Here is a 24,824-nt window from a genome sequence, read left to right as displayed (position 1 = left end):
TTTATTTTTTTACAGAATTTAATGCTTCTTTTTTAGATGAAAAGAAATTTAGTTCATAATACTCATTTGCTGCCCAAATAGGAATCATATTATTGTAATATGCACTTGCAGGATTTCCACTTTGTCCACCTGGATAAATGCCATAAGCTTTTGGTTTGCCACCAGCAAAATCTACAACCATACGCCAAGATGCGCCCCATTTGTCTGATGTGGCATTTACAATATTGTGATAGCCACCAATTGGTACTTTACTTGTGCTAAATGCATCTATTTTTGCCATGTGTTCAACTGTAGTATTTTTATATTCTTGCCAATCGCCTTTTTTGTGTGTTTTGGCAAATTCTATAAAATACTTTTTAGTTTGCTCAAATGCCAAGTTTACAATTTCTCTTGCGGTTTCTACTGTTGATGTAGATTTTATATCAAAAATAAAATAGTTTGGATTATTTACTAATAAACTTGAAAGCACATAAGTTTCTGGAATTGCAAAGCTTACATTCTTCTTATCAAATTCATCATATGTAAGTTTTATAATATTATCAAACCAATTGTAGAAATAACTTGGACTATTATAATTTGCATTGGCCATGTAATCCCATTTTTCAAAAGTTGAAATAATTTTTAATGATATTGAATCTTTAAGTCTTACTGTATCTAAATATGATAACATAAATGGTAATGTTTCTTTTGCCAACAAACTTAAATTGTTGCCTTGCAATTTCATTAAATCTTTAGGTTTTATATTCTTCATTTCTGTTAATGAAGTATTTATCACTCTATTTCTATAATTTTCATATTGTCCTGATGTAGCATATGGATAGCCAGAACCAACTGGTTTTTGATTGGCACTTGAAACAAATCCACGTGTTGGATTTAGAATATAAGGATTTTGTGTATTTGGTATCGATGATTTTAGTTGATTGAGATTTGCATTTTCTAGCTGTTCAACATACTTACCTTGACTTGAATTTGTACGTAACATAAAGTGTCCTTGTTGCTTGATTGCTATATTGTTATTTACATCAGCATAAACAAAATTCTGTCCTGGACAACCAAATGTATTTAGTGCATTTAGATAATCTTGATGATTTTTTGATTTATTTAAATTATAAAATGTTAGTAGTTCATTAGATGACTCTGTTGCTCTCCAATAAATAGCTAAATGCATTTTATCTTTTACTGCACCAAAATTATTATCGTAAACAACTGCACCAACTACTGTTAGCTTCACAGAATCTATAAAATCTTTTTGTCCTCTTATTTTTATTGTATCAATTTGATAAGTGAAGTTTTTATAACTATTTCCAAATTTATATTTGCTTTTATCATTATTATATTGCACTTGATATGTATTGATAACATCTCTTGATGCATTGGTAACGCCCCAAGCAATGCTATCATTAAAGCCAATGATGATTCCAGGTGCACCAGGAATGGTAACACCCATCACATTCAAATCATTAGTTTGTAATTGCATTGCAAACCAAATAGATGGTAAGTTTAATGACAAATGTGGATCGCTACATAAAATTGGTTTTCCACTGTAAGTTTTACTGCCTGCAACTGCCCAATTATTACTTCCTATAAATTTCTTTGCTTGATTATTTTTATATGGATTTGGATACATATTATCAGCAATAAATGCTGTTGTATTTTGTTTGAATGAATCTACACTTTTAAAATTCCATTTTGTGCCTTCTGGAATTATTGGATCGGATGGTATTGGAGAATCTGGATATAAAACACTAAAAGCTTCACTACCTAATAATTTTAATGCATTTGTGTATTCTACATCTAAATCAAAATAGGTAAGATCGAAAGCCATAAATTTCATTAACAATGCCGATTTGTAAGCTGTCCATTCTTCTGGATAATATCCTAATAATTTAAATTCAACTGGTAGTTTTCTATTTTTTAATTCCTTAATATATTGATTAACGCCATCACTAAATGCATTTGTAATAGCAACACTCTTTTCATCTTTTGAAAGTTCTTGAACGGATATTTTTGCTGCTCTTGCAATGCCTATTCTTCTATTGTATCTATCAATTTCTAATGCTTTATCTCCAACAATTTCACACAATCTGCCTTCTGCAAATCTTGTCTGAAATTCCATTTGCCACAATCTGTATTTTGCTTGAACATAACCTTGAGTAAAAAACAAATCTGCTTCGCTTTCAGCAAAAATATGTGGTATATTAAAACTATCAATTACTACTGTAGCTGTATTTCCACTTGGACAATCTATCTTAAAACTATAACCAACTTTATCATCAGATAATGCATTTTGCCAAAAACCATGTGTTGGAGACAAAAATTGCCCAACAGCTGGCGCATCACCAATTGGTTTATTTAGAAAGTATATTAAGATAATAGTAAGTAGAATTAAAACGAACGCTATTATGTTTTTAGCCATCACAATCACTTTTATACAAAGATATAAATTAATTCGATGCCTGTTATTAATTGTTAATTGTTGAACAGAATAATTTAGTAACAAATTAGAGAATGAAAAAATAATTATATTTGTGAAGAATGAAACAAAAAAAATATTTTTATTTATTTTTAATAATACTATTATATGTCAATAATACATATTCTAAAGAGTTAGTTCAATTCTCTGGTTATATTAAAGATGTAGAAAGTTTTGCTCCAGTACCATATGCAGCAATATATATTAAAGATAAAAACAGAGGAACTATAAGTGGTTCTGATGGATATTTTAACTTTGTTATTGCAAAAGGTGATACTATTATTGTAAAATCATTAGGTTTCAAAACATATACGGTAGTAGTTCCTATAGATATTGAAGGTTCTACATACTCTAAAGAAATAAATCTAGAACAAGATGCTGTAATGCTAAAAGGTGTAACAATTAGACCACTACCTGAGCCACATCAACTTAGATATGCTATGCTTAATTTAGATATTCCTGATAATTTAGCTGAATTGGCACAACAAACAATTGCAAACTCTATTATAAATGATGATTTTGAGCGTAGTACAAATTATGATGGTGCAGAAAATTACAATGCGTATGCAAAACAACAAGCAACTTATTACTATAATAGATTTGGAAATCAACGTCCAGGAATTTCATTAACAGATCCATTTGCGTGGGCAGGATTTATCAAAAAAATCAAAGAAAATAAAAAAGCTAAGAAAAAATAAAATAGTTTTTTGCTAAATAATAGTTTCTATTTTTCCTTCTTCTCTAGCAATAACAGCCTTATTTTTATTTATTACAATTGGTCTTTCTATCAAAATAGGATTTTCTACTAACACATCTATCCATTCATCATCAGACAATATTTTGCCTTTGTATTTTTCTTTATAGATTTCTTCTTTTACTCTAATTAAATCATGTGCTTTAATTCCCAATTTTTGAATAACAGATTTTAGTTCTTCCTTAGCTGGTGTATTTTTCAAGTATTCAACAACTTCTATTTGCTGTCCAGATTCTTCTAAAAATTTTAATGCGTTTCTACTTTTCCCGCATTTTGGATTATGGTATATTGTAATCATATATTATAATTTACATTCTATAAACGCCCCACGCATTTGTACCTTTTACTTCATTCATGTATGTTAATGAAAGCACCAAACCCATTACATTTCTAGTATCTCTTGGATCAATAATACCATCATCCCACAACTGTCCAGTTGCAAAAAATGCATTGCTTTGCTTTTCAATTTCTGCTTTCATAAATTCTTTCATTTGTGCTGCTTGATTTTCGTCCCATTCTTTGCCACTTTTTATAGCACCTTCTTTGGCTACCATTTGCATCACACCAGCCAATTGTTCGCTACCCATTACTGCAATCATAGAATTTGGATAAGAAAACAAGAATCTTGGATTATATGCTCTACCACACGTTGCATAGTTGCCTGCACCATAGCTTGCTGCCATCATTATGGTGAACATAGGCACTTCAGAATTTGACACAGCATTTATCATTTTTGCACCATCTTTTATTATGCCAGATTGTTCGTATTGCTTACCAACCATAAAACCTGTAATATTTTGCAAAAACAATATTGGTGTATTATTCATATTACATAGTTGAATAAAATGTGCTCCTTTGTTTGATGAGTCATTAAACAAAACACCATTATTAGAAATAATTGCAATTGGATAACCATGAATTTTTGCAAAGCCACAAATTAATGTAGTACCATATTCTTTTTTAAATTCATGAAACTCAGAACCGTCAACAATTCTTGCAATCACTTCTCTGCAATCAAAAGGCATTTTGAGATCAACAGAAATAATGCCTAATAATTCATCGATGTTATATTTTGGTTCTTCGAAATTTTTAGTATTAATTTCTGATGTATTTTCTACTGTACTTAAATTACTCATTAACTCACGCGCAATTCGAATTCCATCTAATTCATTATTTGCTAAATAGTCTGCAACTCCTGAAATTTTTGCATGCATATCTGCGCCACCTAATGTTTCGTCATCTACAACTTCATTTGTTGCCATTTTTACTAAAGGTGGACCAGCTAAAAAAACCTTTGCCTGATTCTTTACAAATATTGTATAATCTGACATGCCTGGAATATAAGCACCACCAGCTGTTGAATTTCCAAAAACTATTGAGATAGTTGGTATTCCAGCCTTTGAACGTTTTGTAATTTCTTTAAAATTATTACCACCTAAATTAAATATTTTAGCTTGGTCTGGTAAATTTGCACCAGCACTTTCTACTAAGTTAATGGATGGTAAATTGTTTTCTTTGCCAATTTCATTTATTCTAAGTGCTTTTTGTAATGTGGCAATATCAATTGCGCCGCCTTTATTCGTTCCTACATTTGCAGTTACAATACATATTTTACTAGATACCAATCCAATTCCAGCTACCATAGTTCCACCTGTACCAAAGCCACCTTTCACATCTAATCCTGCTAATGGACATAATTCTAAAAATGGTGAATCTATATCTAAAAGCATTTCTATTCTTTCTCTTGCTAATAATTTTCCTTTAGCTTTTGCTCTTTCTTTGTGCTTATCTTCCCCTTGAAATAAAGATTTCTGCAAATGTTTTTGTAAAACATCTATTTTTTCTAACATTTTCTGGTAATTCTCCTTATAAGCAGCAGAATTGATATTTATTTTAGATTTAATTTGCATTGTATATCTATCATTATCTTCTTATCAAAAGTAAAAAAACAAAATAAATTAAACAAACGTTTGGTAAAATATTTTTTGTAGATTATATTTGTCTATATTTTAAAATAATAAACTAAATAAAAATGACAGCAAAAGAAATTATGTACGATTTGCCTAATAGATTTAAGGCAGAAGAAGCCGCAAGTGAAACTGGAGTTTTTCATTTCCAATTAAGCGGAGAAAACGGTGGTGATTATACGGTACAAGTTGCAAATGGCGTTTGCACGGTATCTGATGGATTAAATGGAGAAGCAGATTGTGTTATTTCATCTGAAGCATCAGATTTTGAAGATGCTGAATTAGGAAGAGTAAACAAGCAAATGTCTGTAATGATGGGAAAAATAAAAATAAGCAACCTTGGTGCAATGCTTAAATTTATTGGAATGTTTAGAGATATAGAAGCTGCATAATCAAAAAATACAAGATAAGCTAAATACAGACTCTAGTATTTTGTTGCCTAAATATTAAATTATCTAATTGTTTTATAAATATTAGGATATTAGATTATCTTTGTGGCAAGTTGGACCTGTAGCTTAATTGGATAGAGCACCAGATTACGGCTCTGGAGGTTGGGAGTTCGACTCTCTCCAGGTTCACAAATTTTTAATATTAAAAAAATTTGTTTTTTATCAAAAAAAACAGAACTTTGCAAACTTAAAAAAGAAAATATACAATCATGGCACGTTTTTGCGATTTAACAGGAAAAGGACCAATCTCAGGAAATAAAGTATCTCACTCTAATATTAAAACAAAGAGAAGATTTTTACCAAACTTACAGAAAAAAGCTTTTTACATTCCTGAAGTAGACAGATGGATAGACTTAAAAGTATCTACATCTGCAATTAGAACAATTAATAAAAAAGGTATTTACGCATACTTAAAAGAATTACAAAAAAAAGGCGAAATACAAATAGGTTTATAATATTATAATAAATATTTACAATTATGGCAAAGAAGAAAGGCAATAGAATACAAGTAATATTAGAATGCACTGAGCATAAAGCATCAGGAATGCCTGGTATTTCTAGATATATTACAAAGAAAAATAGAAAAAACACTCCAGAAAGAATTGAGTTGAAAAAATTCAATCCTATTTTGAAAAAAGTAACTGTTCATAAAGAAATAAAATAATAGAATATGGCAAAGGTATCCAAAAACGCCAAAGTTGACAGAGGTAAAAATATTGGCGAATCAAAAAACATGGTAAAAATAATAAAAGCTGTAAAGTCTGATAAAAGTGGCGCTTATACTTTTAAAGAAAAAATCGTTCACAAAGATTTACTTCAACAAACTTTAAAAGATTTATAGTATTAATAAACTAATAATAAATAGAGCTTCTCTACACAATGAGAGGCTTTTTTTATTATTTTTAAGTTGCATTTATTTTCATGGGAATATTTGATAAAATATTTAAAGGCAAATCAAAAAAAACTGATGTTGAGCTTCTTGAAGCAGAACAAGAGCTTAATGCTGGATTGGAAAAAACAAAACAAGGTTTTTTCTCAAAAATATCTAAGGCAGTAGCCGGAAAATCAGAGATAGATATTGAATTCCTAGATGAATTAGAAGAAATCTTAATTTCATCTGATGTAAGCTTGCCTACTACAATAAAAATCATTGATAGATTAGAAGCTAGAGTAGCAAAAGACAAATACATCAATACAAAAGAATTAAACACTATTTTAAAACACGAAATAGCAACAATTCTTGAAGAAAACAATACTAAAGACATTATAGATTTTGAGCAAGCTATTACAAACCAACCACAAGTAATAATGGTAGTTGGTGTAAATGGTGTAGGAAAAACTACTACCATTGGTAAATTAGCTTACCAGTTTAAAAAACTAGGCAAAAATGTGGTTTTAGGCGCAGCAGATACTTTTAGAGCAGCTGCCGTAGACCAACTTACAATTTGGAGCGACAGAGTTGGTGTATCCATAGTAAAACAAGCAATGGGTAGTGACCCAGCTGCAGTTGCATTTGATGCAGTGCAATCTGGAGTAGCCAAAAATGCTGATGTAATAATAATTGACACGGCTGGTCGTTTGCACAACAAACAAGGCTTGATGGACGAATTGAGTAAAATAAAAAAAGTAATGTCTAAAGTGATTCCTGATGCACCACATGAAGTACTTCTAGTCTTAGATGCTTCAACTGGTCAAAACGCATTAGAGCAAGCAAAACATTTTTCTACCGCAACACAAGTAACAGCATTAGCACTTACCAAATTAGATGGTACAGCAAAAGGTGGCATTGTATTAAGTATTGCTGATGAATTACAAATACCTATAAAATATTTAGGATTAGGAGAAAAAATGGAACAATTGCAAACTTTTAATAAATTAGCATTTATTGAAACCTTATTTAAAGAATAATACATGACAACAATTAGAGTTTCTACAAAACAAGACATAGAGCAACTAGCTATACTTTTTGATGAGTACAGACAATTTTATGCTCAACAATCTAATATTGAAAAAGCAAAATCTTTTTTAACAGAAAGAATGGATAAAAATGAATCTGTAATTTTTGTTGCAGAAAATAATGGAAAGCTTATTGGTTTTATACAATTATATCCAACATTTTCTTCTGTTTCAATGAAAAGAGATATTATTATGAATGATTTATATGTTTATCCTGAGTTCAGAAAAAATGGATTTGGAAAAGCATTACTAGAAACAGCAAAAGAATTTTGTAGAGAAAATAACTGTAAAGGACTTTGGGTAGAAACTGCAATTGATAATCCAGCTAGAAATTTATATGAAAAATTAGGTTGGGAAAAAGATGTATCTTTTGTACACTACTATTGGCAAGAGTAATTTTTAATTATTCTGATTTGCTAATAAATACATAGCTGCCATTCGCACAGCTACACCATTTTCTACTTGTTGTAGTATAATTGAATGTTCAGAATCTGCAACATCAGAATTTAATTCAACACCACGATTTATTGGACCTGGGTGCATAATTACAATTTCCTTATTTAATTTTTCTAACCTTTGTTTGTTTATACCAAAGTAAATTGAATATTCTCTTAAGCTTGGAAAATATTGAATATTTTGTCGCTCCAATTGAATTCTAAGAATATTTGTTGCATCGCACCAAGCCAAAGTTTCATCTATATTGTGTGATATATGTACACCTAAATTTGATATATATTTTGGAATTAATGTAGATGGACCACAAAGTGTAATTTCTGCACCTAATTTTTTAAACAAAATATGTTTGAAAGTGCCACTCTAGAGTGCATAATATCACCTACAATAGCAATTTTCTTTCCTTCCAAATTGCCTAATTTTTCTTGTAATGAATATGCATCAAGCAATGCTTGTGTTGGATGTTCGTGCGTACCATCACCAGCATTTATCATAATAGCATCTATTTTATTGGATAAAAACGTACACGCACAGGACTTGGATGTCGCATAACTATCATATCTACTTTCATAGATAAAATATTATTTACAGTATCGAGTAGTGTCTCTCCTTTTTTTACTGATGATGATGATGATGCAAAATTTACAGTATCTGCTGATAATCTTTTTTTGCTAACTCAAATGAAACACGTGTTCTTGTTGAGTTTTCAAAAAACAAATTTGCTATGGTAATGTCTCTTAATGTTGGAACTTTCTTAATTGGTCTATTGATAATTTCTTTAAATTGTGTTGCTGTACGTAAAATTAGGTCAATATCTTCTTTTGTTATTTCTTCAATAGCAATGAGATGTTTAGTACTTAGTTTTTCCATTTAATTTTCATTTACAAACAATACTTTATCTTCTTTATTCTCTTCAGATTTCCACTCTACAATTACTTTCGTATTCTCAATTGTATCAATAGCTTCGCCAACATAATCTGGTTGTATTGGCAACTCGCGATTAAATCTTCTATCTATTAATACTAATAGTTCTATTTTTTTTGGTCTTCCATACATCAACAAAGCATCTAATGCTGCACGTATTGTTCTGCCTGTGTACAATACATCATCAATCAATATAATATTCTTATTTTCTATTTCAAAAGGAATATTTGTTTCATTAACTTTTACTAATTTTCCTCTACGAAAATCATCTCGATGAAATGTATCATCAATAGTTCCGTACTTAATCTTTGTGTTGGTAAGATTTTCAATAATTTGATGGATTCTGTTTGCAAGGAAAACACCACGTGGTTGTACACCAATAAGAATAATTTCTTCGACTTGCTTAGCTTCCAATACTTGCCTACTTAATCGATTAACTATTAAATCAATTTGATATTGATTAAAAAGCAAAGTATGCATAGTGCAAATATAATCATTATTACTATTATGTAGTAATAAAAAAATAATTAACTTAGAGAAAATATCTAATGGAAAGTCAAGAATTCATTTATATTAGTATTGCATTAGTTTCTATTTTAATTGGAATTGCAATTGGCTATTACCTATCTAAGCAAAATAAAGAAGAAACGAACATTAAAAATGATTTATCAAACTTGGAGTTTGAAAATATTCAATTAAGATCAGAATTGACTAATCTTAAAAGTCCATCAAACGACATTCATGCATTAAAAATGAAATTGAATGCACATATCATAGAAAATGAGGTAAATATTAAGAAAATTTTTCAATATGAGAAACAAATAAGAGATTTGAAAGAAAGGGAATTTGAAAAGTTATCTACTCAGAAATCTGATGAAATCATCAACAAAAAAATTAAAGAACTCAATAAAAAACTAAAAGATGCTGAATTGCATATTTCTCAACTTCAAGATAAATTACCAGAAATAGAACAACCACTTTTTAATACCATTACAAAAGTTGAAATATCTGATGATTTTGAGGATGAAGAAGAGTTAGTGTTAAGCGAAAATGCATCGAAAATAAATTTTGATAGAATTGGTAGAGCAAAAACTAGTGAGAAAGATGATTTGAAACAAATTACTGGCATTGGTCTAAGTGTTGAGAATAAGCTAAATAATGTTGGCATATTTTGTCTACAACAAATTGCAAATTTTAATGATGATGATATTAAAATTGTGAATGAAGCTATTGAATTTTTTCCTGGAAGAATTTTGAAAGATAATTGGGTTGGCCAAGCAAAAAAACTACTGAAGAGCCAAGTTAAATAATACATTAGCAACTTGATAAGATACCGAATCTGCTGATTTCAACTGATTCTGCACATCATAATAATTAGTTCCTTCATTTTCAAGTTTGTCTAATTCTTGTTCTATATTTTTTGCTGTACATGCGTCTTGTATCAATTCAGCAACAATTTTTTGATTGGCTATCAAATTCGGCAAACTTATATATGCTACTTTTATCAGTCTTTTTCCAATGAAATAATTTATCTTATTTGTTTTATAAACAACAACTTGTGGCACATTATATAAAGCAACTTCTAAGGTAGCTGTTCCACTACAAGTTACTGCAAATTTTGATTGTTGTAGCACTTTATCCATGTTATTAAAAACTATTTCTACATTGTTTGGCAAAACTGTAGGATATATTTTTTGCTTTTTATTTAGACCAACAATACAAAATTTTTTATCAAAATTATTATTTGCCAATTCTAAAAAAACTGGCAAAAGTTTTTTTTATTTCTTGGTTTCTGCTTCCTGGTAAAAGTGCAATTTTATGTACATCTTCTTGATTTGAATTTGGATTTATTTTTTCTGTTAATGGATTCCCAAAATACAAAACACTTGTTTTTTTTGCTTCAAAATATTTTTGCTCAAATGGGAAAATACTTATCAAAACATCACAATATTGTTGTAGAATTTTTATTCTTTTTCATTCCATGCCCAAACTTTTGGCAAGATATAATAGACAACTTTAAACCCATTTTTCTTACACCATTTTGCCATTCTAAGATTGAATCCAGCATAATCTACCAAACAAACAACATCTGGCTGAATAGATAAAATTGCTGCTTTTGTTTGTGCTATATTATTTTTGATGGTAAAGATATTTTTTACAACATCTGAAAAGCCCATAAAAGCTAATTTTTCTAATGGTAAAATAATTCCACAACCAACAGCTTGCATATTACTTCCACCTAATCCATAAAATGTTGCTTGATTATCTATGTTTTTTAAATTCAATATTATTTGAGTAGCATAATTGCTACCTGACTCCTCTCCTGTTATAAAAAAATATTTCAATAGATATTTTATAAAACAAATCTATACAACAACATGATTGCTATGTACACTATTGTTGATATGAAAATTCAAATACAAACTTCAAATCGTTTTAATACATTAAACAATAAAAACAAAGGCATATTGGCAAATACACAAAAACGTATGGTTGATGGCAATAATGTTTTAGAAAGTGCACGTTCAACAAATCCATCAAAAGACATTGTAGAATATTGTATATAGTACAAAATAAAAAGCACTAATGCTGGCACAATAAGCCCAAGCATTATGCCATTAAATATTGGTTTTTCTAGTAATTTATTCATGTATGTTCCAATTATTATTTATAAACGTAATTCCATGATAATTAGTTAAATCAAATTGCACTGGAACAATAGATACATAACCATTGTCTAATGCCCAAACATCTGTATCTTCTCCTTTATCTTTGTTCTCGAATTTTCCAGTAAGCCAATAGTACGCTGAACCATTTGGATCAACTCTTTTATCAAACTCTTCTTCCCATTTTGCAACTGCTTGTCTGCAAACACGCATACCTTTTATATCTTGCAATGACATTTTGGGAATATTTACATTTAACAAACATGCATTTGGCAAGCCATTATTTAATAATTCACGAATTACAATTTCTGCATAATGTTTTGCTGCCGTAAAATCTGCATCAAAAGCAAAGTCTAATAATGAAAAACCAATTGCTGGTATACCATCAATGGCTGCTTCCATTGCTGCTGACATAGTACCTGAATATATTACATTGATTGATGCATTTGAGCCATGGTTAATACCTGAGATGCACAAATCTGGTTTTCTATGAAGTATTTTATCTATGGCAATTTTTACACAGTCTGCTGGTGTACCAGAACATTGATAAGCTTCTACATCTTCAAATATTCCTATTTTATTTAAACGCAGTGGCTCGTGTATAGTAATTGCATGTCCCATGCCTGATTGTGGACTATCTGGTGCAACCACAACAACATCTCCAAACTTTTTAGCTACTTCTACAAGTGCTTTTATTCCTGGTGCATTTATACTATCATCGTTGCTTACTAAAATAACTGGTCTTTGCATATAGCAAAAATATAAATTAGAATCCACTTTTCAAATAAATTATAATACTACCATTTTTCTTAATGGATGAAACTTTATTGTATTTAACTATATTTGCGCACATTTTTATTATGATTTATATTTTACTCAGTATTATATGTGCGACATCGTTAGTTGTTATATTACGTCTATTTTCAAATTATAAAATAGATACAACATATGGTATTGTGTGGAATTATTTAGTTTGTTGTATAGTTGGTACATTATTAATGAACGATAGAACTGCACAAATTGTACAATTTATACATTGGGAAAAAGCATATATACCATTACTCTTAGGCTTGGCATTTTATCTAATATTTTCATTAGTAGGAAAATCTACAACTTCTGTTGGTGTTGCAATTACTGGAATTGCCTTCAAGTTATCATTTGTTATTCCTGTGTTTTTTGCTTTCTTCTTATATGATGATAAAATTACATTTTACAAGATTTTTGGAATAATACTAGCCATTGTAGCAATATACTTTATATCGTTTGATGATGCGAATGAAACGAATAAAGCACATAAAAATGATTATATATTTCCTATAATTATTTTTGTTGGTGGTGGACTAACTGACACCGTTTTTAATTTCATCCAAAAAAGAATATTTATTGATGGATGGGAACATGTAATTAATGTTTCAATCTTCTTTGGTGCATTTATATTGAGTTTTATATTTAATTTTTATAAAAGAGAACTGTACCAAGCAAAAAACATTTTTGGTGGAATTGTATTAGGCATACCTAACTATGGTTCGTTGTATTTTTTGCTAAAAGCATTAGATGCATCAAACTTAGAATCTAGTAAAATATTTCCGATAAATAATATTTGCATTGTATGTGCTACTGCATTTGCTGGTATTTTTATTTTTAGCGAAAAATTCAATCGCAAGAAATTAATTGGGCTTGGCATGGCCATTTTATCAATCATTTTTATTGGAATAAAAAATTAATTATTTTTATTAACTTTGTAAAAAACAGTTTATGAATAATAAATATCTTTTAGCTATTACACTTATCATTATTGCTACATTGTGTAGAATCTATCAACCAATATATAATTTTGCACCAGTTATTGCTATTGGCTTATTTTCTGGATATATTTTTAGACAAAAAAACATGGCAATAATAATTACATTATTAGCATCATTTGTTGGTGATATGCTTATCTCTTACATCAATAAATATCCATTATTTCACAATTCATTTGTGTTTGTATATCTATCTTATATTCTAATTACTTTATTTGGAAACAAACTTAATAATTCAAAATTAGAATGGAACAAAGTTGCTATTTTTGGCATTTCATCATCATTATTATTTTTTATAATTACTAATTTTGGTGTTTGGTTGATGGATAGCATATATACAAAAAATATTAGTGGACTTATTGAATGCTTTATTGCAGCAATTCCATTTTATAAAAATTCATTTATCAGTGATTTGATTTATATACCATTAATTTTTGGTTCATACACGATTTTAGCTCAAAGAAAAATGTTGTCTATAAAATTATAGCCAACAAAAAAAGATAAATATCATTTTCAGCTTTATCTTTATCTTAACATATCATTATCTATGATTTTTGTTTCAACTATTTAACACATTTATGAATATTCGTGTGTTTTAAATTCATATTTTCGCATATCTAAATAATAAGAACTTGGCATTAATTAAATCTATTTCTGGAATACGTGGTACTATTGGTGGCAAAAGCGGTGACAATCTTACTCCTATTGATATTGCAAAGTTTACATTAGCATTTGCAAATATCATTAAACAAAAAGACGGCAAAAAAGTAGTAATAGGCAGAGATGCAAGAATTTCTGGTGAAATGGTTTATCACAATATTGTTGGAAATTTATTAGGATTAGGTTTAGATGTTGTAGATTTAGGTTTAGCTACCACACCTACTGTTGAAATGGCTGTTGTAGCAGAAGAAGCTGATGGTGGTATTATTATTACAGCAAGTCATAATCCAAAACAATGGAATGCATTAAAATTATTAAATAAATATGGCGAGTTTATTTCTGAAAGTGTTGGTAGAGAAATTATAAAAAAGTCTGACAAAGCAAAATATGAATTTCCTGAAATTGATAAAATTGGTACACTAACAAAAAAAGATTATTTAGACCAACATATCGAAAAAATATTAGCATTACCATATGTTGATATTGAAGCAATAAAATCTAAAAAATTCCATATAGCAGTAGATGCTGTAAATAGTGTAGGTGGTATTGCTGTACCAAAATTACTGAATGCATTAGGCGTTGATAAGATTACAGAATTATACTGCGAACCAAATGGGAAATTTCCTCACAATCCAGAACCACTTCCAGAACACTTAGGAAATCTAGCTTCTGAAGTTACATTTAACAAAGCACACTTAGGTATTGCAGTAGATCCAGATGTAGATAGATTGGCATTTATTGATGAAAAAGGAAATGCATTTGGCGAAGAATACACTTTAGTTGCTTGTGCAGATTATATATTATCACAAAAGAAGGGAAATACGGTTTCAAATCTATCATCTACAAAAGCATTGAAAGATGTTTCAGAGAAATATGGTGTAGAATACTTTGCAAGTGCTGTGGGCGAAGTAAATGTTGTAGAAAAAATGAAAGAAGTGGATGCTGTAATTGGTGGCGAAGGCAATGGTGGTGTTATCGTTCCAGAATTACACTATGGCAGAGATGCATTAGCTGGAATTGCAATATTCTTAACGCATTTGGCAAAATCTAAAAAAAGTGTTTCTTCATTACGAGCAACATATCCAAACTATGTAATTTCTAAAAACAAAATTCAACTTGAAGAAGGAATCGACGTAGATAAAATAATAGAAGGCATCAAACAAAAGTACAAGCAATATCCACAAAATACAATTGATGGACTTAGAATAGACATCAACGAAGATTGGATACACCTTAGACGTTCAAATACTGAACCAATAATCAGAATTTATGTAGAAAGCAACACAGAGCAAACTGCAAATGCTATTGCACATAAAATGCAAAAAGATATTCTAGAAATTCTTAAGGCTGAATAGTAGCAAAATATTACTATATTTACTTATCAATCAATATTCATAGTTAATAATATTAGCTATATTGATTTTTATATTTTATTAAGAAATATAAATATTAGTACCATGACGACAATCCAACAAATATCACTCTACGCAATGTCATTCATATACATTGGCGCAGGCATCAACCATTTTATAAATCCAAGATTTTATTTAAGTATAATGCCAAAGTTTTTTCCAATACCAAACTTACTCAATCAAGTAAGTGGAATTGCAGAAATTATCTTAGGAATAGGATTGCTATTTGCATCAACAAGACAACTATCAGCCTACTTAATCATTGCTATGTTGATTGCTTTTTTTTGCAGTACATACCACATTTATTTCAACCACCAAAAATGGCACAAGGCAAAGAATGGTTTTTATATATTAGAGTTGCGCTACAATTTGTATTAATTTATTGGGCTTGGTGCGTAAGTAAATATTAATTTTCTTAAAAATTCATCATTTATCATTTAAAATTCATAATTTTACTATACTCTAGGAGTGCTGTTTATTTGGCTGAGAAATATCCTTTGAACCTGATTTGGCTAATACCAACGTAGGGAACGAGTCTTGCCTATTCGCATTTCCAGGAGTTTGTAATTAATTTATCAATGTAACAATAAAACAATGTAATAATGAAGTTGATTATTAATAATATTATTCACGAATTTGATGAAAATACATCGCTGGAAAAAGCTATTGAAACCTTAGAACTAAAAGAAATGAATGGCATTGCATTAGCATTAAACGAAGAAATAATACCACGCAGCGAATGGCAAAAAACCATCTTATTCGATGAAGACAAAATCATCATTATTGGCGCTGTTGCTGGTGGGTAGATTAATTTGATAATGAAGCAATGAAATAATGAGATAATTTGATGATTTGAAAATGAAATAATTTAAAAATAAAAGTCGCATAGCGACGATAACTTTATAACAAAAAAAACAATACAACACAAGCCACGTAGTGGCGATATCTAATGAAGCAAATTGTAATAATATTATCCTTGAGTTCAATTTTTATGTCTTGTAAAAATGAAAAGAAAAAGAATGAAGTAATATTCAATTTTGGATTAGAAAATAAAGTGATTGTTGATTCTAATTTAATGATTCCTGATACTGGTATTTTTATTCATGAACGAATTGATGGAAATAATATTGATACATCATTTTTTGCCAATAAAGATTACTGGTTTTCGCCTTGTTTTATTGATAATGATACATTGAAAATAATTAGAACATCTGGTTTATCAAATTATAGACTTATTATAAATAAAGATTCTAATTTTATTGTAAATATTTATGGTATTAAAAATTGGATAGAGGATGTATATAAAAGTGGGTTTGAAAATATAGAAATATTAAAACAAAGATTAATTATAAATAGAATTAATTTCCATATTGGTGATACTATAAAAATAAAATATTACAGTCAGACAAAGTATCATTTTTCTAATAGGATAGATACAATTATAAGAGATAGTATTTGTTTTGAATATGTTGTTAAGCAAAAAAGCGAAGAGTTAAATATCCAATTTACAAATAAATATTTAATAACCAATAATTCAGATTTGCCAATGAATCATATGTTATACAGCAAATTCTTTAATAAGAATATTATTGTAGATTCAACATTATATATTCCTGAATCAATTAAAAATAATAGAGTTGGAACAACATTTACATTTCAATTACACTATAATGATAAACTTAAATGCTTTTATAAAGATGGAAAAACTTATCTTAATTTAAATAATGGTTATTATGGAGTCTATTCAGATAATTTTTATTTGTTACTAAGTGAGAATGACGTAAAATGCTCTTTTGACTCTATTGATTTTCATAACAGAAGCGACTGTGTTAAGTTTGGTGATGAGTATTCTCAATATAAACAAAAGATAATAGTTAATAAAAAACACTTTAATATAGGTGATTCACTTAAAATAAAGGCTTATTTTATTTCTAAGTCTAACAGTACAGCCATATATAATATATATTTAGATAGTTCTATGGGGCAATTTATAGTTCATCCATACAACAAAAACATACACAAAGAACTATTATCAAAATTTCCAAAATAAAATTCTCATATCTCATCTCTCAAATCTAAAATTCTATATAATGAAGCAAGATAAAATACCAACGCAACAAGTAATTTCTACCAAGCCTTTTCCTAATTCTAAAAAGATTTATGTAAAAGGAACATTGCACAACATAGATGTTGCCATGCGTGAAATTACTTTGTCGCCAACCAAAATAAATGGCAAATCGGTAGAAAATAAACCAATTACCGTATATGATGCATCTGGACCATACACCGATGAAAACATAGCAATAGATGTAAAAAAAGGCTTACCACGTTTGCGTGAAAAATGGATAATGGAACGTGGCGACATAGAACGCTTATTCGAATTTTCTTCAGAGTATGGTACACAACGCATGGCAGACCAAAGCTTAGATGCTTTGCGTTTTGAGCATATAAAAATGCCATTGCGTGCCAAAGAAGGCAGAAATGTTACGCAATTACATTATGCAAGAATGGGCATCATTACACCAGAAATGGAATACATTGCCATTCGAGAAAATCAACGTATAGAAGAATACAATACATCACTCAACGGACAAGCAGAAGTATTGTGTCAGCAACACAAAGGCGAAAGCTTTGGTGCCAACACACCAAAATCATTCATCACACCAGAGTTTGTGCGCAAAGAAGTGGCAGAAGGTAGAGCCATCATTCCTTGTAATATCAATCACCCAGAAACAGAACCGATGATAATTGGTAGAAATTTCTTGGTGAAAATAAATGCCAATATTGGCAATAGCGCAGTTACATCAAGCATAGAAGAAGAAGTAGAAAAAGCAGTATGGTCTTGTCGTTGGGGCGCAGATACCATCATGGATTTATCTACTGGAAAAAATATACACGAAACACGTGAGTGGATTATTCGCAATTCGCCAGTGCCAATTGGAACAGTGCCTATTTATCAAGCATTAGAAAAAGTAAATGGAAAAGCCGAAGATTTAACTTGGGAAATTTTTAGAGATACTTTAATAGAACAAGCAGAACAAGGCGTGGATTATTTTACGATACATGCAGGTGTGTTATTGCGCTATATTCCATTAACAGCAAAACGTGTTACAGGTATCGTGTCTCGTGGTGGAAGCATTATGGCAAAATGGTGTTTAGCACATCATAAAGAAAGTTTTTTATATACACATTTTGAAGAAATTTGTGAGATTATGAAACGCTATGATGTGGCTTTTTCTTTAGGCGATGGCTTGCGTCCAGGTTCTATTGCAGATGCGAATGATGCGGCACAATTTGCAGAATTAGAAACCTTAGGTGAGTTGACTAAAATTGCTTGGAAACACGATGTACAAGTAATGATAGAAGGTCCAGGTCATGTGCCTATGCATTTGATAAAAGAAAATATGGACAAACAATTGAAAGAATGTCATGAAGCACCTTTTTATACACTTGGGCCATTAACTACTGATATTGCACCAGGTTACGACCATATTACTTCTGCTATTGGTGCTGCAATGATTGGCTGGTTTGGCACAGCGATGTTGTGTTATGTAACACCAAAAGAACATTTAGGATTGCCGAATAAAGAAGATGTGCGTGTTGGTGTAATTACTTATAAATTGGCAGCACACGCAGCCGATTTAGCAAAAGGACATCCAGGTGCGCAATACAGAGATAATGCATTGAGTAAAGCACGTTTTGAGTTTAGATGGCAAGACCAATTCAACTTAAGTTTAGATCCAGAGAAAGCATTAGAATTTCACGATGAAACCTTGCCTGCTGATGGTGCTAAGGTGGCGCATTTTTGTTCTATGTGTGGACCACATTTTTGCAGTATGAAAATCACGCAAGAAGTAAGAGATTATGCACAGAAGAGTGAAAATGAGAGTGTGCGTCATTCTGAACTTGTTCCAGAAACTGATATAGAAAAAGGCATGCAAGAAAAATCGAAAGAATTTTTAGAAAAAGGAAGTGAGATTTATTTGTAATGTACGAATGTAATAATGAGATAATTCGTTAATTCGATAATTTTATGGCTGAAGCAAAAGTAACTTATTTGATTGGAGCTGGAGCAAGTGCAAATGCATTGCCTGTGGTGAATGGTATGAATGAGAGAATGGAAATATTTGTTGATTTTCTAAAAAAATCTTGTGATATATTAAAATTGAATGAAGACCCACAATATAGAATAAGCAATAGCTCATTTAGTAAAATTGACAATTTATTACTTGAAATAAAATCACAATATACTATTGATACATATGCTAAAAAACTTTTTTTACTTGAAGATTATGACACATTGGAATATTTAAAAAGATTTTTAACTGCATACTTAATCTTTGAACAGATTAGTTTTAATACAAGTCTTTGTGATAAGATAGTTAGTTCCATTGTAGAAGATTATAATAAATCTTCAGACACATTAAAAATAGAGATAATAGAAAAAATAAAGAGTAGAGTAGATTACAGATATGATTCTATATTTGCAAATTTATTATTATTTTCTACAAAGAAAATTGATTCAAAAATTAATTTTATTTCATGGAATTATGATAATCAATTTGAAATTTCATATCAAAATTATAGAAAAGAAAGATATTCTTTAGATGAAATACAAGATGAATTACAAATAATTCCATCACTAAAAAACTGTAATCATAATAAAGAATTTTCAGGAATATTAAAATTAAATGGCACAGCTGGATTTTTTGATGCAAATATGTCCTATGGAAAACTATTTGATTTTTCTAAGCATATTATGGATACTGATACAATTAAATTATTTATTGTATCTGTCTTGTCTGGAAGAAGTCAATTTGATAATAGTATAAAATTTGCTTGGGAAAATGATGTGCAAGTAACAAAAGCAAGAGAGTATGCAAAAGAGATAATTGGTAATTCTGATATTGTTGTAATTATTGGATATTCATTTCCAACATTTAATAGAATAGTGGACAGGGAAATATTTAAGATATTTAATGAAGTATGTATTACAAGATTTGATCGAGGTGGTGTTACATTTAGACCATTTGGTCTTCCAAAAGATGTAAAACAAATGATAAATAAAAAAATATATATCCAAGACACTCCACAAAATGCACCAAAAATAAAAGAACGTTTAAAAGCAATTGGAAATAATTTATTTGATGTAACGGTAATCTATGATGATGTTGACCAATTTTTAATTCCTTACGAATTGTAATTTTATTAAAAATTACTTAATTTTGAACTATGAAATCCAATGCAAATAAAAACAAACAAGAAGTGCGCAAACTCACACCGCACGATTTAGCATTTGGTATCGGCAGAAAAGCTACAGAGGAAGAATTAGAGTTATTGATGGAAGATATGGAAAACGAAGAGTTCTATTCTGTAGATGAAGTAAAAAAATACATCGAAACAAATCTAAAAAAGCAACAACAAATAAATAAAAAAAATGCTACAACTAAAGTTTAGTAAATCTGCAAGAGAAACACTAAATAGCATTTCATTATTTGTAGATAATGTAAATACTATTGGTGCAGGTTCAAAATGGAAAGATAGATTTATTAAATCAATTACAAAATATGCAGTTCCTGTAAAATATGCTTTATGTAGGCATCACTTTCTTGCTTCAAAAGAATTTAGTTGTATATCAATTGGAAATTGGATTATAGTTTTTAAAATAACAGATGAAATATTTTTAGTAGATAAAATTATTCATACATCTTTATTAAAATAAAATATCATCAAATAAATACTTAACTTAGAATTATGAAATTCAATGCAATACTATTGCTTAAACAAACATTATAGTATATTTTTGTATTTCAATGATAGAAGAATATGAAGGCAACTATTTGGAAAATATCATTCATGGAAATGAAGTTAAAAGGACAGAAGATATTGCAACAACAGCAAGAAATTACCTTTGTAGAAGCTTCCAAGCAAGTAAAATGGATGAAAGAAAATTCGATTATTTCCAAAGAATTAAAAGAGAACAGGAATCAATACTTGAACAATTATGCACAGAAAAGAATTGGTGGTTTCTAAATTTAACTCGAAATAATTTTCTTACAGAAGGTGGCGAGTCAAAATTTTTTTTTAAAGATAAATCGAATTATGTACAAATACCAAACGTTTTGATTATATCAATCCAGAAGTTGGAATTGCAATTGAAGACTTACATGATGAAAATGTACTTACAGTAGATGATAATTTATTTTTTATTGATACCATATTCTTGTTGAAATAAATATGCAAACAATACTTTACACACCAGCTGAAAACATAGAAAACGAGATAGACACTATTGTACAATTATTAGACAATGGCGTTGATTATTTATACATCTATAAACCTGAGTTAGATGATTTTTCTTTGGTAGATTTTGTAGAAACAATTCCTGAAAAATATTGGAAACAATGCATTTCTACTTCTTTAATTATAACTAAAGAATTTGATTTAGGTGGCTATCATTTTACCAGAGATATTGTCCAAAAAAATGAATTGTACAACGAAAAAATCTTAAAGTGGTTAAGTGACACCAATAAGATTTCATCTGTTACAGCACATAGCATTGATGAATTAAATAAATACGCACCAAACTTTAAACACATCATCGTGTCGCCTTTATTTCCTAGCATTTCCAAAGAAAACTACAGCTATGATTGGAACATGGAAGAATTAAGAATTATGATTTCAGATTTTAGAATTAAATCTCAAATCTTAAATCTCAAATCTCAAATTTTTGCCGTTGGTGGCGTTGATACATCAAAAATATCAATTGTAAAAAACTTAAATTTTGATGGTATTGGATTATTAGGTTTTATTTGGAATGACAGTTCTAATGCACTCAAAAACTTCAATATTATTAAGTCAAAATTCATCCAATAAAGAATATATTTCTTATTTTGCAATGGATAGCAACATTTCATGCTTAGTATTTTAATTCTCAATTACGAATATCCACCATTGGGTGGTGGTGCTGGCATTGTCTCAAAACATTTGGCGGAAGAATTTGTAAAAGCTGGCAATCATGTAACTATACTTACGACACGGTACGCTGGCGAAGCAACATATTATACAGAAAACAACTTAACAATAATTAGATTAGCATCAAAAAGGAAAAAACTTATGAATCTAATCCTATTGAAATGTATGATTGGATTTTAAAATCTAAGGCATACATAAAAAATACTTTTAAAGAGCAGCTACCATTTGATGTTTGTTTGGCAAATTTTGCTTTGCCTGGTGGCGAAGTTGCATTATTCTTAAAAAAGAAATACAATTTACCATATATAGTTTTATCTCACGGACATGATATTCCATGGGCATTCCCTAAAAAAATGCTTTTGTGGCATAGTCTAACCTATTTTAAAATAAAGAAGATTTGTTCAGAATCATCCTACAATATTTTATTATCTAAAGAAATAAAACAAATGGCGGACAAGCTTATTAATAATGATAAAAAAAATATTGTATTTTATAATGGATTATATGTAGATAAAATTAAAAACACATTATATGATGATAAATTAAAAATAATTTTCGTTGGTAGATTAACGCAACAAAAAAATCCAATGTTATTTATTGAGATTCTTTATGTATTAAAACAAAAGAATATTCCATTTGAAGCAAAAATATTTGGCGATGGTGAATTAAAACATAAAATGCAAGAGTTTGTTTTCTTAAATAATATGGAAAATATTACATTCTGTGGTAAAGTTAGTCATTCAGAAGTGCTAATTGCATTAGATGATGCCAACTTATTGCTTTCTACATCAGAAAGCGAAGGTATGGCATTGGCTATTTTAGAAGCAATTGCAGCTGGCGTATATGTTATTGCATCAAACGTAAGTGGCAATGATAATATGATTATTGAAAACACAAATGGACATATTGTTTCTAAATATCACAAAGATGAATTTGTTTTAAAAATTGAAGATTTCTACAATAATAAGCTTACAAAAAAATACACCTATCCAGAAAACTATACAGCAATATTACAAGATTTATTTTCGTGGGAAAAAATTGCTCAAGATTATCTAAAACTATTTAATGAAATAGCTCCAAATCCAAAGTAGTCTTGCTTTTAAATTTATAATACTATAATTAATTGATGATGTTTGGTATTTTATTTTTAATGCATTCCAATTACTCAATGTATTAAATTGCACATTATTTTGAAGTAAAAGTTGATAATAACTAGATTTTTTTACGGCGAAATTTTTATCTATTCCGAATCTTCTAAATTCTTCATTCATCCAATGAATTATTTTCCAATTCTGTAGATTGAAATCATAATTTTTGGTGTACATTTTTCTAACCAATGGAAAGCTATCTTTATTTGAAATATCAAATATGTATTTTTCTAAATTATATTTTTTTACACCTTGTTTTAATATTTCTATTGGCAACAACCAATTTGTATTATGCTCATCAACTTGTTTCAATGTTTCCTCATAGCAAAACCACATCAAATCAGATTTTGCTGGTGCTTTCATAAAATTTCCTACCAAACCAATTTGATGATGATATCTAAAAAAATAATCTTCATCTAATGAAAATGATTGCAAACAAGTAATATCCATATCTGTCCAAATGCCGCCAACAGCAAATAATAATTTATATCTAAACAAATCTGAAAATCCAGAAACGCTACCTTTCCCATGTCCAAATTTATTTTGTTTTTGATAAGAAAATATGGATGATTTGGGTATTATTTTATTGGCATCTTGTACAACTACATTCCTTGGTAAATTTGAAATTTTATCATAACACCAAAGATGAAATTCAAATCCATAATTTTGATAAGACTCAATAGTTAATAACTCCATTGCACTCAGCTCCTTGCCTATCCACAAACCATTTATTATTTGCAACATTCTTTTGTAGATTTTGGATATAAGATATAAAATATTGGTGCAACAAAAAATGAAAAAACCAACGCAGAAGTAAAATTTATTATTACAATATCAACTATAAAAAAACTCTCTTTGATAGCTAAAGAAAATTTTAAAATAAAGAAAAATAATACAGTGAGTAAATAACAAACTATAAAAGCAAGTTGTTGTTGATTTAAACTTATTTGTTTTATGTCATCATAATTAAAGTCATACTCGGATTTTAGATACTTAAGAATAAGATAAAAACCAAGACCAGAAAACAATACACCAACGCCATACAATGAGAAAAAATACATAATTGATGACATAATTATATTTCCTGAATTCCAACCAACTATCATAAATAAAGTTTGTGCATTCCAATGTGAAATTAAATCTAAAAATATATGAGCTAAAATTGATACCATCATTAGTAATATA

General features: G+C 29.1%; 33 protein-coding genes, 1 tRNA gene, 2 pseudogenes and 1 riboswitch. Of the genes and pseudogenes, 25 read left to right on the top strand and 11 right to left on the bottom strand.

Going from position 1 to position 24,824, the window contains the following annotated elements:
- Position 1: 1 nt before the first annotated feature.
- A complete protein-coding gene (locus IPK18_13130) occupies positions 2-2,416 on the bottom strand; it encodes a penicillin acylase family protein (GenBank protein ID QQR97759.1) in 2,415 nt (804 codons plus the stop codon).
- 119 nt (positions 2,417-2,535) lie between these two features.
- Between IPK18_13130 and IPK18_13125 the strand changes: the two genes are divergently transcribed.
- Positions 2,536-3,171, top strand: coding sequence for a carboxypeptidase-like regulatory domain-containing protein (locus tag IPK18_13125; protein ID QQR97758.1), 636 nt, complete (start codon positions 2,536-2,538; stop codon positions 3,169-3,171).
- 12 nt (positions 3,172-3,183) lie between these two features.
- Here the strand turns inward: IPK18_13125 and arsC are convergent, their stop codons facing one another.
- Both arsC and IPK18_13115 read right to left on the bottom strand, forming a co-directional pair.
- Positions 3,184-3,525, bottom strand: a complete 342-nt coding sequence (gene arsC, locus IPK18_13120; protein QQR97757.1) for an arsenate reductase (glutaredoxin) — start codon at positions 3,523-3,525, stop codon at positions 3,184-3,186.
- A gap of 10 nt (positions 3,526-3,535) precedes the next feature.
- Positions 3,536-5,137, bottom strand: coding sequence for an acyl-CoA carboxylase subunit beta (locus IPK18_13115; protein QQR97756.1), 1,602 nt, complete (start codon positions 5,135-5,137; stop codon positions 3,536-3,538).
- 122 nt (positions 5,138-5,259) lie between these two features.
- On the opposite strand from IPK18_13115, the gene IPK18_13110 reads away from it, so the two are divergent.
- The 7 genes from IPK18_13110 to IPK18_13080 all read left to right on the top strand — a co-directional run bounded on the left by IPK18_13110 (position 5,260) and on the right by IPK18_13080 (position 7,995).
- Positions 5,260-5,586, top strand: coding sequence for an SCP2 sterol-binding domain-containing protein (locus IPK18_13110; protein ID QQR97755.1), 327 nt, complete (start codon positions 5,260-5,262; stop codon positions 5,584-5,586).
- A 112-nt stretch (positions 5,587-5,698) separates the two neighbouring features.
- A tRNA-Arg gene (locus IPK18_13105) sits at positions 5,699-5,772 on the top strand.
- Between the two features lie 80 nt (positions 5,773-5,852).
- Positions 5,853-6,098 (top strand): 50S ribosomal protein L28, encoded by a 246-nt coding sequence (rpmB, locus tag IPK18_13100; GenBank protein ID QQR97754.1) that lies wholly within the window; start codon positions 5,853-5,855, stop codon positions 6,096-6,098.
- Positions 6,099-6,121: 23 nt separating this feature from the next.
- Positions 6,122-6,307, top strand: a complete 186-nt coding sequence (gene rpmG, locus IPK18_13095; GenBank protein QQR97753.1) for a 50S ribosomal protein L33 — start codon at positions 6,122-6,124, stop codon at positions 6,305-6,307.
- Between the two features lie 6 nt (positions 6,308-6,313).
- Positions 6,314-6,484 (top strand): DUF4295 family protein, encoded by a 171-nt coding sequence (locus IPK18_13090; protein ID QQR97752.1) that lies wholly within the window; start codon positions 6,314-6,316, stop codon positions 6,482-6,484.
- A gap of 80 nt (positions 6,485-6,564) precedes the next feature.
- Positions 6,565-7,551, top strand: a complete 987-nt coding sequence (ftsY, locus tag IPK18_13085) for a signal recognition particle-docking protein FtsY (protein ID QQR97751.1) — start codon at positions 6,565-6,567, stop codon at positions 7,549-7,551.
- Between the two features lie 3 nt (positions 7,552-7,554).
- The gene (locus IPK18_13080; GenBank protein QQR97750.1) at positions 7,555-7,995 is read left to right on the top strand and encodes a GNAT family N-acetyltransferase; all 441 of its coding nucleotides are present in this window, start codon (positions 7,555-7,557) and stop codon (positions 7,993-7,995) included.
- 3 nt (positions 7,996-7,998) lie between these two features.
- Here the strand turns inward: IPK18_13080 and IPK18_13075 are convergent.
- A pseudogene (locus IPK18_13075) lies at positions 7,999-8,922 on the bottom strand (aspartate carbamoyltransferase catalytic subunit).
- Positions 8,923-9,456: a bifunctional pyr operon transcriptional regulator/uracil phosphoribosyltransferase PyrR gene (pyrR, locus tag IPK18_13070; GenBank protein QQR97749.1), complete on the bottom strand. Its 534-nt coding sequence runs from the start codon at positions 9,454-9,456 to the stop codon at positions 8,923-8,925.
- Positions 9,457-9,524: 68 nt separating this feature from the next.
- On the opposite strand from pyrR, the gene IPK18_13065 reads away from it, so the two are divergent.
- The gene (locus tag IPK18_13065; GenBank protein QQR97748.1) at positions 9,525-10,286 is read left to right on the top strand and encodes a hypothetical protein; all 762 of its coding nucleotides are present in this window, start codon (positions 9,525-9,527) and stop codon (positions 10,284-10,286) included.
- Here the strand turns inward: IPK18_13065 and IPK18_13060 are convergent.
- Genes IPK18_13060 through IPK18_13050 form a run of 3 tightly spaced genes read right to left on the bottom strand, consistent with a single transcriptional unit; the run spans position 10,263 to position 11,321 of the window.
- Positions 10,263-10,727, bottom strand: a complete 465-nt coding sequence (locus tag IPK18_13060) for a hypothetical protein (protein ID QQR97747.1) — start codon at positions 10,725-10,727, stop codon at positions 10,263-10,265. The two genes, IPK18_13065 and IPK18_13060, sit on opposite strands and share 24 nt — an antisense overlap.
- Positions 10,717-10,914: a hypothetical protein gene (locus IPK18_13055; GenBank protein QQR97746.1), complete on the bottom strand. Its 198-nt coding sequence runs from the start codon at positions 10,912-10,914 to the stop codon at positions 10,717-10,719. Before IPK18_13055 ends, IPK18_13060 begins: the two co-directional genes overlap by 11 nt.
- A gap of 26 nt (positions 10,915-10,940) precedes the next feature.
- A complete protein-coding gene (locus IPK18_13050; protein ID QQR97745.1) occupies positions 10,941-11,321 on the bottom strand; it encodes a hypothetical protein in 381 nt (126 codons plus the stop codon).
- Positions 11,322-11,381: 60 nt separating this feature from the next.
- Between IPK18_13050 and IPK18_13045 the strand changes: the two genes are divergently transcribed.
- Positions 11,382-11,543 (top strand): hypothetical protein, encoded by a 162-nt coding sequence (locus IPK18_13045; protein ID QQR97744.1) that lies wholly within the window; start codon positions 11,382-11,384, stop codon positions 11,541-11,543.
- 75 nt (positions 11,544-11,618) lie between these two features.
- Here the strand turns inward: IPK18_13045 and surE are convergent, their stop codons facing one another.
- Positions 11,619-12,392, bottom strand: coding sequence for a 5'/3'-nucleotidase SurE (gene surE / locus IPK18_13040; protein ID QQR97743.1), 774 nt, complete (start codon positions 12,390-12,392; stop codon positions 11,619-11,621).
- Positions 12,393-12,502: 110 nt separating this feature from the next.
- Here surE and IPK18_13035 point away from each other — a divergent pair, with 110 nt between their 5' ends.
- The 15 genes and pseudogenes from IPK18_13035 to IPK18_12965 all read left to right on the top strand — a co-directional run bounded on the left by IPK18_13035 (position 12,503) and on the right by IPK18_12965 (position 23,582).
- Positions 12,503-13,366 (top strand): EamA family transporter, encoded by an 864-nt coding sequence (locus tag IPK18_13035; protein ID QQR97742.1) that lies wholly within the window; start codon positions 12,503-12,505, stop codon positions 13,364-13,366.
- Positions 13,367-13,397: 31 nt separating this feature from the next.
- Entirely contained in the window at positions 13,398-13,931 is a 534-nt protein-coding gene (locus IPK18_13030; protein QQR97741.1) for a hypothetical protein, read from the top strand.
- Between the two features lie 145 nt (positions 13,932-14,076).
- Positions 14,077-15,459 (top strand): phosphoglucosamine mutase, encoded by a 1,383-nt coding sequence (gene glmM / locus IPK18_13025; GenBank protein ID QQR97740.1) that lies wholly within the window; start codon positions 14,077-14,079, stop codon positions 15,457-15,459.
- A gap of 135 nt (positions 15,460-15,594) precedes the next feature.
- A pseudogene (locus IPK18_13020) lies at positions 15,595-15,926 on the top strand (hypothetical protein).
- 44 nt (positions 15,927-15,970) lie between these two features.
- Positions 15,971-16,064, top strand: a riboswitch (TPP riboswitch).
- 54 nt (positions 16,065-16,118) lie between these two features.
- Positions 16,119-16,322, top strand: coding sequence for a sulfur carrier protein ThiS (gene thiS / locus IPK18_13015; GenBank protein QQR97739.1), 204 nt, complete (start codon positions 16,119-16,121; stop codon positions 16,320-16,322).
- 170 nt (positions 16,323-16,492) lie between these two features.
- Entirely contained in the window at positions 16,493-17,566 is a 1,074-nt protein-coding gene (locus IPK18_13010) for a hypothetical protein (GenBank protein QQR97738.1), read from the top strand.
- Positions 17,567-17,606: 40 nt separating this feature from the next.
- Positions 17,607-19,505, top strand: coding sequence for a phosphomethylpyrimidine synthase ThiC (gene thiC, locus IPK18_13005; protein QQR97737.1), 1,899 nt, complete (start codon positions 17,607-17,609; stop codon positions 19,503-19,505).
- A gap of 44 nt (positions 19,506-19,549) precedes the next feature.
- Complete coding sequence (locus tag IPK18_13000) at positions 19,550-20,719, top strand: hypothetical protein (GenBank protein ID QQR97736.1); 1,170 nt, start codon at positions 19,550-19,552, stop codon at positions 20,717-20,719.
- A gap of 29 nt (positions 20,720-20,748) precedes the next feature.
- Complete coding sequence (locus tag IPK18_12995; GenBank protein ID QQR97735.1) at positions 20,749-20,973, top strand: hypothetical protein; 225 nt, start codon at positions 20,749-20,751, stop codon at positions 20,971-20,973.
- On the top strand, positions 20,954-21,238 hold the full coding sequence (locus tag IPK18_12990; protein ID QQR97734.1) for a hypothetical protein: 285 nt from the start codon (positions 20,954-20,956) through the stop codon (positions 21,236-21,238). The genes IPK18_12995 and IPK18_12990 overlap by 20 nt, the downstream gene beginning before the upstream one ends.
- Before the next feature lie 104 nt (positions 21,239-21,342).
- Complete coding sequence (locus IPK18_12985; GenBank protein QQR97733.1) at positions 21,343-21,549, top strand: hypothetical protein; 207 nt, start codon at positions 21,343-21,345, stop codon at positions 21,547-21,549.
- A 61-nt stretch (positions 21,550-21,610) separates the two neighbouring features.
- The gene (locus IPK18_12980; GenBank protein QQR99355.1) at positions 21,611-21,751 is read left to right on the top strand and encodes a hypothetical protein; all 141 of its coding nucleotides are present in this window, start codon (positions 21,611-21,613) and stop codon (positions 21,749-21,751) included.
- A gap of 2 nt (positions 21,752-21,753) precedes the next feature.
- Positions 21,754-22,392, top strand: coding sequence for a thiamine phosphate synthase (locus tag IPK18_12975; protein ID QQR97732.1), 639 nt, complete (start codon positions 21,754-21,756; stop codon positions 22,390-22,392).
- A 39-nt stretch (positions 22,393-22,431) separates the two neighbouring features.
- A complete protein-coding gene (locus IPK18_12970; protein ID QQR97731.1) occupies positions 22,432-22,671 on the top strand; it encodes a hypothetical protein in 240 nt (79 codons plus the stop codon).
- Positions 22,653-23,582, top strand: coding sequence for a glycosyltransferase (locus IPK18_12965; protein ID QQR97730.1), 930 nt, complete (start codon positions 22,653-22,655; stop codon positions 23,580-23,582). Before IPK18_12970 ends, IPK18_12965 begins: the two co-directional genes overlap by 19 nt.
- Here IPK18_12965 and IPK18_12960 read toward each other — a convergent pair.
- Positions 23,550-24,383, bottom strand: a complete 834-nt coding sequence (locus IPK18_12960) for a hypothetical protein (protein QQR97729.1) — start codon at positions 24,381-24,383, stop codon at positions 23,550-23,552. The genes IPK18_12965 and IPK18_12960 overlap by 33 nt on opposite strands.
- Entirely contained in the window at positions 24,371-24,814 is a 444-nt protein-coding gene (locus tag IPK18_12955; protein ID QQR97728.1) for a hypothetical protein, read from the bottom strand. Before IPK18_12955 ends, IPK18_12960 begins: the two co-directional genes overlap by 13 nt.
- Positions 24,815-24,824 lie beyond the last annotated feature (10 nt).

It is taken from the genome of Sphingobacteriales bacterium, assembly GCA_016699615.1.
GTDB lineage: Bacteria > Bacteroidota > Bacteroidia > Chitinophagales > JADIYW01 > JADJSS01.
This window is presented reverse-complemented; position numbering and strand designations above follow the sequence as displayed.